This window comes from Bradyrhizobium sp. JYMT SZCCT0428 (assembly GCF_018131075.1).
Lineage (GTDB): Bacteria > Pseudomonadota > Alphaproteobacteria > Rhizobiales > Xanthobacteraceae > Bradyrhizobium.
On the sequence record NZ_JAFCLS010000113.1, the window covers coordinates 1 to 8,820 of the forward strand.

10 protein-coding genes and 1 pseudogene are annotated in these 8,820 nt (G+C 57.9%); 6 read left to right on the forward strand and 5 right to left on the reverse strand.

All coding sequences use genetic code 11. The features are described 5' to 3' along the window. Positions 1-386: GDP-mannose 4,6-dehydratase (locus tag JQ575_RS43075; protein WP_212039207.1), on the reverse strand; the 386-nt coding region annotated here is incomplete at its 3' end. A 421-nt stretch (positions 387-807) separates the two neighbouring features. Between JQ575_RS43075 and JQ575_RS43080 the strand changes: the two genes are divergently transcribed. Beyond that, positions 808-1,362, forward strand: a complete 555-nt coding sequence (locus JQ575_RS43080; RefSeq protein WP_212039208.1) for a hypothetical protein — start codon at positions 808-810, stop codon at positions 1,360-1,362. A gap of 683 nt (positions 1,363-2,045) precedes the next feature. On the opposite strand, the gene JQ575_RS43085 is transcribed toward JQ575_RS43080, so the two are convergent. After that, a complete protein-coding gene (locus tag JQ575_RS43085; protein WP_212039209.1) occupies positions 2,046-3,182 on the reverse strand; it encodes a hypothetical protein in 1,137 nt (378 codons plus the stop codon). Between the two features lie 168 nt (positions 3,183-3,350). On the opposite strand from JQ575_RS43085, the gene JQ575_RS43090 reads away from it, so the two are divergent. Then, positions 3,351-3,611, forward strand: a complete 261-nt coding sequence (locus JQ575_RS43090) for a hypothetical protein (RefSeq protein ID WP_249167300.1) — start codon at positions 3,351-3,353, stop codon at positions 3,609-3,611. Between the two features lie 59 nt (positions 3,612-3,670). Here the strand turns inward: JQ575_RS43090 and JQ575_RS43095 are convergent, their stop codons facing one another. After that, positions 3,671-3,931, reverse strand: a complete 261-nt coding sequence (locus JQ575_RS43095; RefSeq protein ID WP_249167301.1) for a hypothetical protein — start codon at positions 3,929-3,931, stop codon at positions 3,671-3,673. After that, a complete protein-coding gene (locus JQ575_RS43100) occupies positions 3,928-4,320 on the reverse strand; it encodes a hypothetical protein (RefSeq protein ID WP_249167302.1) in 393 nt (130 codons plus the stop codon). Before JQ575_RS43100 ends, JQ575_RS43095 begins: the two co-directional genes overlap by 4 nt. 203 nt (positions 4,321-4,523) lie before the next feature. Between JQ575_RS43100 and JQ575_RS43105 the strand changes: the two genes are divergently transcribed. From JQ575_RS43105 to JQ575_RS43115, 3 genes are all read left to right on the forward strand, one after another. Beyond that, positions 4,524-4,970, forward strand: coding sequence for a hypothetical protein (locus tag JQ575_RS43105; protein WP_212039210.1), 447 nt, complete (start codon positions 4,524-4,526; stop codon positions 4,968-4,970). A 186-nt stretch (positions 4,971-5,156) separates the two neighbouring features. After that, on the forward strand, positions 5,157-6,569 hold the full coding sequence (locus tag JQ575_RS43110; RefSeq protein WP_212039211.1) for a mannose-1-phosphate guanylyltransferase/mannose-6-phosphate isomerase: 1,413 nt from the start codon (positions 5,157-5,159) through the stop codon (positions 6,567-6,569). A gap of 188 nt (positions 6,570-6,757) precedes the next feature. Further along, entirely contained in the window at positions 6,758-7,009 is a 252-nt protein-coding gene (locus JQ575_RS43115; protein WP_249167303.1) for a hypothetical protein, read from the forward strand. Between the two features lie 33 nt (positions 7,010-7,042). Here JQ575_RS43115 and JQ575_RS43120 read toward each other — a convergent pair whose 3' ends face one another. Continuing rightward, entirely contained in the window at positions 7,043-7,402 is a 360-nt protein-coding gene (locus tag JQ575_RS43120; RefSeq protein ID WP_212039213.1) for a VanZ family protein, read from the reverse strand. Positions 7,403-8,214: 812 nt separating this feature from the next. Between JQ575_RS43120 and JQ575_RS43125 the strand changes: the two are divergent. After that, positions 8,215-8,820: pseudogene (locus tag JQ575_RS43125) on the forward strand (phosphoenolpyruvate carboxykinase (ATP)); the annotation flags it as partial.

Consider the following 8,820-nt stretch of genomic DNA (forward strand, 5'->3'; position numbering starts at 1 on the left):
TCCATGCCGAGGATCCGGATCGCCTCGAGCAGGCGCAGCACGCCGATGCCGTCGGCATTGGCGGTATATTCCGGGCTCTCGAAGCTGACGGCGACATGGCTTTGCGCGGCGAGGTTATAGATCTCGGTCGGCCTGATCTGCTGCATCAGCCGGATCAGGTTGGTGGAGTCGGTCATGTCGCCGTAATGCATCAGGAACGGCACGTTGCCGGCGTGCGGGTCCTGATACAGGTGATCGACCCGCGCCGTATTGAACGAGGACGACCGCCGCTTGATGCCATGCACGGTGTAGCCGAGACCGAGTAGGTACTCGGCCAGATAGGCGCCATCCTGGCCGGTGACGCCCGTAATCAGCGCGACGCGCTGCTTCGAATCTTGAGCCGACATTTATTCTCCAAGCAACTAACTCCGATGTCGGTTGCCACAAACCGGCGCGACATCCAAGTCGTATCTCCTTCGCTTGGCCCAGCTGCGCGCAGGGCCGGTCTTTATCGTGTCACAATCCCTTAAGCAAATTTCACGCCAATGCCTTTGTCCTGGTGAAAGACCGACTGCGCAGACGGAGGAACATTGAATACCGCTTTCGATTAGGGGCTTTATTTGAAAAGAATTATTGTGCGGCCGCCACCAGCCAGTAGCGTTTTCTCGTGGCAATGGAAAGTTCGGGCCGGCGCCCCCGACAGTTAACCTTTACCTCGATCCCTTCGGCGCTGAAATGACGGTCAATCGCAGCGCCAGCAACCGTGGATGAGTGGCGCTGATATCGGCATTACTGTGACGAGTTGGTCGGTATCGCTATGCCAAGTAGTTGCTTGAATTCTCAAATAACCGCAGCTTACCTGGCAGGATGCAAATTAATGCACCGAATCTTCAATCTGATGTAGGTTTGGTTCCGATCGATCAATTGTCCTACAGACTCCCCAAAAAATATCAACGTATCACCATGGAAACGAAGTTTCTGATCCAAAAAAACGAACGGCTTGACGTCATGAATTGCCGGTCTCTCCGAACGATTATTGCAACGCTTCTTCTTTTCTCGCCGGCGGCGGAGGCATTTGCCGGAGGCACCTGTCTCCTGCGTCCGGAACCATTCAAGCTTCGATCGGATACGGTGCGCTGGTCGATCAAAATCAACTCTGGTGACGAATGTATTCAAGGTTTGCGTTGGTCGACGATCATGATCGAAAATATCTCCATCACGGAACAGCCGAAACGGGGACGCTTGCTGGTACAAGGACCATCGTTTCGATATTTTTCGAATCCCGGCACACATGGGCCGGATTCATTCAAGCTTTCGATCAGCGGAACGTCTCTGCGGATGAACGGCACCTCGTGGATCGAGGTAGAGGTTACTTCACAGTGAATTTCCGGACTATTGGGACGTTGCGAAACAATCACATTTGCCTATCGTATTAGCGGTCTGGGCAGAGATGTCTCGAATGCTCGCATTCCGCGGCCGCGTGCTGCCAGAATCCTGTCGATGCCGACGTCACACGAACACGTCGCGCCTGCCTCGACTACAACGGGTTAGCTGGAGTCCAGATCCGGATTGCATATGGTTGTATGCGCCGCGGCGACGTTGGTTGCAAACGACCGGATGACTGTATTTTCCTCCGCCCTTGTGGAATGCGGACGCGGGCTGATGTCGTGCGGGCGGACTGCAGGGCAGCCTTCTGCCCCGCCGGAATCCTGCATAGCAGGAATTCAGTGAGATCTTGCCTCAGCGGGCGATATAGGTCCGGTTTACGTTCTGATTTGGGTTTGCCGATGCCGCCGGGGGGACGCCCTGACCGATCGGATTCTGGAACGGGTTATTGCTGGGCTGGGTTGCCACAGGAGTACGCTGTCGGTTCGCAGTGCCCTGCGCCCGGTTCGTGGTACCCTGCTGCGTGCCTTGTGCGAGCGCTGGCTCAGCACAGATAAGCGGAACAATGAGTAACAGTCTAAGCAGCAGCATTGAAGCCTCCATCTGCCGTCGCGCGGGCGGCCAAAGTCAACTCGCTACTCTACTTAACTTATGTTCTCGATCGCCGTTCCGGAAGTGGCCTACGGCTTCTTGCAGTCGGTATAAAAGGTGCCACTTGAGGCGACGATCCGTTCGATGCACTGGCGCGGATCGACAATCGTACCTTCCACAGTGAAGTCATAGGCTTGGTTCTTCAGAATCAGAGCATAACGGCCGGGAGATAGTTCCAGCGCTGGATCCTCGCTGTGCATCTCGTACATTTCAGGGCTATCGGGCATTGGAGACGCTCGAAACGGGAACGTGACATTTCGAATGACCCATGTGGCGTCGCCATCGCCGGTCTTCTTGCCGGCCGCCTCGGCCGAGAATTCACGGGCAATTTTGGCGACTATTCGGACCTCGGCGCGGTCTGCGGCGTTGGTCGCCGCATCGCGGCGGAACACGATAAATTTCGGATTTCTGTTAGACAGGATCGTCTGGCTTGGCGTCTTCAGTGCTGCGGATACCGCGACCCGAATGTCGGGCGGGCGTCCGGGTAACAGCTGCAGTTCGTTTAGGGAGGTGTTGCCGACTGCATACACCCCGTAATCGGTCGGCCGCAAGGGATTCGGCTTCGGCCTCGCAGGAGGTGGCATCGGCGCAGGATCGCCGCTACTCGGTGCTGGTTGCCGGGCTGTTGCTTGCTTTTCCGAGCCCGCCAGGTGCTGCACAAACGTCGCCAACCGCTCGCGTTGCTGAAAGATCACCAAGCCCAGGCCCAGAACCACCAGCACTCCCGCGGTCCTCCTCACGACCGCCCAAGGAGAATAAGTCTGTGCGGGGACATTGGACGGGTCGGCGGCGATCTCGATTTGCGGTCGAAGCCACGCTGGAGGTTCCAGGTCGTGGGCAGGCTGGTTGCGGGAGGCCTCAGCACTGCTGCCCAGTTGTGGAACCGACGTTGGGGCGGAAATGGGAATCCGCTGTTTCGAGAATTCCTCGACCCCTCTGATCGCGGTTTCAAGGGCCTGCTGCGTTCGCCTGACATCTTTTGCGTCCGCAGGTGTGAACTGTTCCTGCAGCTTATAGCGAGCCAGGTCGTAGACGGCCTGACGCATATGCTCGGGGCTGTTCTCGAGAGTGTCGATCATGCGAGCAATGACGAGCGCGAACTGGACCTCGTTGGAAGCCAGTTCCGACGGGTCGTAATCGTTCGGTACCAAGTCTCTCGAATCCATCGAGTTTGCCGCGTCCCTGTCTGCGCAAATGCAGACTAAACCAAGTTACAAGCCCAGAATACGGGCTTTTTGGCCCCTACCAAATGCCTGCATCCCGACTAGAATGCCTCCCTGACCAGACGCAGGAACGCCATACCGGCCGTTGCGGCCGGCAAATGGAGGAATGTCATGTTTGCCAAGTTGAAGCGTATTGCCGCATTCTCGGCATTGATCTTCATGGCATTAAGCTCGGCTCCCGATCGCGCCTCGGCGATAACCGTCGAGGTTGCCAAGAAGTGTAATGCCTTACTCGCCAAGGAATTTCCTCCCCGAGAGCCGGGAAACCCGGCGGCAGGCAGTGCGAAAGGATCAGGCCGGACTCAGCGGGCGTTCTTCAGTAAGTGCGTCGAGAATGGGGGCAAGATAGACAGTAATAACAGCGCCAAGTGAATTCAGCAGAGCAAGCGAATTCAGCAGAGATCGTTTGCTGATCGCGTTAGGTATCGCAACTACGATTTTGCCGGTGTGGGTTCCGGCACCTTGCCCTCTTTGGCCATGCAATCCTTGAAGTATGATTGTCGGTCGCCGCTCATGCGGACCGACCCCGGACGCTTGTAAGGATACACAACATAGGAATAGTGCTGGCAACGTCTGGCCGTCTCGGCGCTCGGACCTGCGGTAGCGGTGGTGGACAGCATCCCCGCAATGGCAGCAAGCAGCATGGCGGTCATTACCGGAATCGAGAGTCCCGAATAGCGCTTGATTCTCATGGCGTCATTCCACCGCCGGCCGGAAAATTGCTGGACTTGAGCGTCCTGCCGCTGATCCGAAAGCGGACACTGTCGGTGAGATAAAGATAATCCGATGTCTGGCTGTTCACTGTTCTCACTTCAATGTAGGTCAACGTGATTGATCCGACCGTTGGGGTTACCTGGGTTATTTTGACGAAACGAGCGCCGGGAAAGAGTTTTGGATCAAGTCCATAGAATATCTTCTCGCGCTCCGACCAGATCACTAAGTTTCCGCCCGCTTTATGATCGACAGCTTCATAACGGGTTCTGATGACCTGTGGATATTCGACTTCGGCCGCCGACACAGGTGTGGCAGCCACCAAGAACAGGCCAACGGATGAAGTTATCGCCTTAATTAACCACGTCATCGCGCTAATTTATCCGAAGAGTAATTACGAATATAGCCCCCGGCATTTGACAGCGTCGGCAGGCGCGATCTTGTGCAGTCCCATCCGTTCACCTTAAGCCGGTGGCCGTAGCACGATGTTTACCAACAATAACGTGTATGGCTTGGACTTACGAAAAGTTCAGCCTCTGGGTCCATCCTCGATAAGAGAGAGGACTTCGAACAATGCTGCGAATTCTTGCACGTATCTCAATAGGCATGACCCTGATTGCGCTCTTCAGTGCTCCTGCAGAGGCAACCCCAAATTGCCTAAAGGATCATCAGCCCTACAAGCTGGCCGGGGATACGATCGGGTGGTCGATGACCATCGTGCCGGGAGCAGACTGCATCCAGGGACTCCGCTGGTCGACGATGCAAATCTACAGCGTGTCGGTTTCAGAACAGCCCAAAAGCGGGGAGTTAGTCCTGGTGGGTCCGGGGTTTCGCTATTTCGCAAAACCCGATTTCGCCGGGACCGATAGTTTCACCCTGGTCGTGGTCGGAAAGAACCGCCACGATAAAGGTAGCTCTACCGTACAGATTACGGTTTCACGGCAGAGCAATTCTTTTGCCGTCAGCTCGGCTGGAAAGTACGCTGACAAGGAAAGCTCGGCTGCCGGCCTTACCCGTTAGAGGCTGCTGATTGAGCTTTGAATATCTGGCGTGGCGGCCTGCCGCGCATACAAGCACCTGCTCAATTAACCGTGGCATCATTCTTGCTCGACTTGAGTTGGGAAAAGGACACTTTCCAATCTAACTAGGTGGCTGGGCTTGTGCGGAATGACCTGCGCGAAGCCCATTTAGCTTTTGGGACCGCCGATGGACCGACGAATTATACCCCTGATCATGTGCGGCGGCGCCGGAACCCGGCTGTGGCCGGCCTCGCGCGAGGTCCATCCGAAGCAGTTCCTGCCCTTGTTCGGGGCACGTTCGACGTTTCAGGATACGCTGATCCGGGTATCGGACGCGGCGCTGTTCGAGCGTCCTGTTATCATCACCAACAATGCCTATCGCTTCATGGTGCTCGAGCAATTGGCGGAGATCGGCCTGGAGGCCGACGTGCTGCTGGAGCCGATGCGGCGCGATTCCGGGCCTGCGATCGCGGCCGGTGCCGCCTTCGCGCAAACGCGCGACAAGGATGCGATCATTCTGGCGCTTGCGGCTGATCACGTGGTGCGAGATACCGCAGCCTTCGTCGCCGCCTGCCGCGAGGGGCTTAACGCTGCGGAAGCCGGGCACATCGTGACCTTCGGCGTGCAGCCCGAGCGTCCCGCCACCGAATATGGCTACATCAGCCCGGGCGATGTCATCTCGGGGCAGGTTCGCGCGGTCGCAAAATTCGTCGAGAAGCCCGACGCGGAAACGGCGGCGGGCTATGTCAAATCGGGTTATCTGTGGAACAGCGGCAACTTCATGTTCCGCGCCGCGGTGCTGCTCGACGAATACCGCAAGGTCGATAGCGGCAGCGTTCAGGCGGTGGCCGATTCCGTCGCCAAGGCCGGCAGCGACCTCGGCTTCATCAAGCTCGATACCGATATGTTCGCTTCCGCCAAGTCGATCTCGATCGACTACGCGGTGATGGAGAAGACCTCGCGTACCGCCGTGGTGCCGGTCGCCTGCGGCTGGTCCGATGTCGGCTCCTGGCATGCGGTGTGGGAATTGTCCGACAAGGACGGGCAGGGCAACGCCGCGCGCGGCGCGGCCGTGTTCGAGGATTCACGCAATTGCAACGTGACGACCGACCGCGCGCTGGTCGCGCTCGAAGGCGTTGATGACCTCGTGGTGGTCGCAACGCAGGACGCGGTGCTGGTGTCCAGGCAAAAGGACGCCAACGGATTGAAGCGCCTGGTCGCCACATTGAAGAACGTGGCGCCGCAGGTCACCGAAGATCACATCAAAGTGCACCGGCCCTGGGGCTCCTATCAGTCGGTCGACAATGGCGAGCGCCACCAGGTCAAGCGGATCATCGTCAAGCCGGGCGGGCGGCTCTCGCTGCAGAAGCATCATCACCGCTCCGAGCACTGGATCGTGGTGCGCGGCGCCGCCCGCGTCACCGTCAACGAACTGGTCAAGACCGTGCACGAAAACGAATCGATCTACATCCCGATCGGCGCGGTGCACCGGCTGGAGAACCCCGGCAAGATCCAGCTCGAACTGATCGAGGTGCAGACCGGCAGCTATTTCGGCGAGGACGACATCATCCGCATCGAGGATGACTATCAGCGCACGTAGTGATCTTGCTGTTCGATCCCTGGGGCTTCGAAGGCCCGCTTATCGCATCCAGAGGGCTCGGCGCGGACTACTCGTACAGCACCGCTCCAGCCCTGTTATTCGAACACGCTCGGCAACGCGAAGTTTACGGTTTCGACCTACGCTGGGCGGCATTGAAACTCGCAGGCTAGCAATTGCCCCAGATCTGGATGACATATGACGAATTGGCCTCGTTGTGCGGGTGCAGTTCGATTGAAGCCAAGGTGCAGGTCACTCACTTGGCGCTGGATCGAAAAAAGAGCCGGGACGGTGTGACCCGTGTCAAGCTTAACCCGGCTTTAACGGCGAAGTTCCTCAAAACGATCAAAGAGGCCGATTACAATCTCGATGCCGCTATCGAAGAACTGCATCAGACCTACCGCCAGATGGCGCAGTTGCTGAAAAAAGACGAGGCGGCTTAGTCTCGCCCGAAGCCTCCACCCGCCTCACTATGATCAGAGCTGACCGGCGCCGCCAACTTTGGTCCGCAGGATGAGCCGCGCCAGGTGACTGAGCCCGATTCCGCTGATGCCGCCTGCCGCTTTAACCGCGGCATCCAGCAGGCGGCCGTGACGATCCGGCGTAAGCAATTGCAGTGCTTCGAGTCCAAATGCGCTTCCGACAACGATCACAGTCACCCACAAGAGGCGCTTCGGATATGCCAGCCCCAACGCCACTCCCACCAGCCCAAAAGCCGCGAAGTGCTCCAACTGCAACTCGGCGAACACCGGACGGGCACCGATGGGTGACAGCGTCGTATAGGCAATGAATGTGAGCGCCAGCCAGCCGACAATTTTGGATATTTTCTGAATCATATGTGCCTGATAGATCAAACGTCAGTCGGCCTCAACTTCCACCGCCCGCGTGGCCTCCTGCGGGAGGGTGGAGTGGGCGGTAAGCCTGACAATTCAGCTTAACGATCCACAGCGCCAACTCCTGGAGCTTCTGAACCAAGCGAATCCATCGGTTCCTTCGAATCTCCTAAAACGCGTGAACACAGAGGTTGGCAAAGCTTCAGCCTCCAGTCACAATGCTCAGCCCACATAAGGATGGAGCCGATGGTCAAGGCACTAGGATTTGTCGTCACTGTTTCCCTGCTCGCTATACCCCTGTGTGCCAATGCGCAGGGCACCTCTCAGCAAAACTCTCGCGGGGGATACGCTGGCAGTACTTCACCAGGTGCTGCCGCGACAAGCTCGAACAGCACGGCCGGTGCTCCGCGAACTTCCGCGGGAGCGAGTCGATCGGAAGGCGCTTTTGGCCTCACGCCGCAACATCAAAAGGAACTCGGAATTAGCAAGCAGCAGTGAGCCGAGTTGGGAATGAGGATGACTGCAGCGCTCTCGGATGCGACGGAAGAGCTGCGCTTATCCAGCGGGAAACGCTAAAGGCGCGTTAGATCGAAGTGAAACGGCCGTTGATGCCGCCGCCAGGTTTACAATTCAGCTTGACGGGAAAGTTCTCATTGCAGGGCTAGCGACGGTCGCTGGTCTTCCCTTGATTTGCCGGGGCTGGTGATGCGGCCTCGGCTCGGGGACGCTCGGCGGCTCCAGCGTCGTCTTGGCCTTGGCACTATTATTGCTTATTCAGGTAGGGATGGGGAGGATCTGACAAGAAGGAATTGATTGTGCAAGAGACAGGCGTGCGTAATTGCACCTTTGGCGCCGATAAATTTGGCTTAAAGAAACTCAAAGAGGTTCGCTGGAACCTCGGAGCGCCGCAGCTCTACCAATATTCGCTGGCATCAGGCGAAGCCGTGCTCTCCGCCGATGGCGCGCTGTGCGCCGACACCGGCGAGTTCACCGGCCGCAGCCCGAAGGATAAGTTCACGGTGCGCGACGCCTCCACCGAGAAGATGTGGTGGGCCGGCAACCAGTCGATCACTTCGGAGCAGTTCGACGCGCTCTATGCCGATTTCCAAGCACGCCGAAGGCATGACGCTGTTTGCGCAGGACCTCTACGGCGGCGCCGATCCCTCTTTCCAGATCAAGACCCGCGTCTTCACGGAATTGGCCTGGCATTCGCTGTTCATCCGCACGCTGTTGATCCGCCCTGAAGCTGCCGATCTCGCCAGCTTCGTGCCGGAACTGACCATCATCGATCTGCCGAGCTTCCGCGCCGATCCCAAACGCCACGGCTGCAAGTCCGAGAACGTCGTCGCGATCGATTTCGCCCGCAAGATCGTCCTGATCGGCGGGTCTTATTATGCCGGCGAGATGAAGAAGAGCGTGTT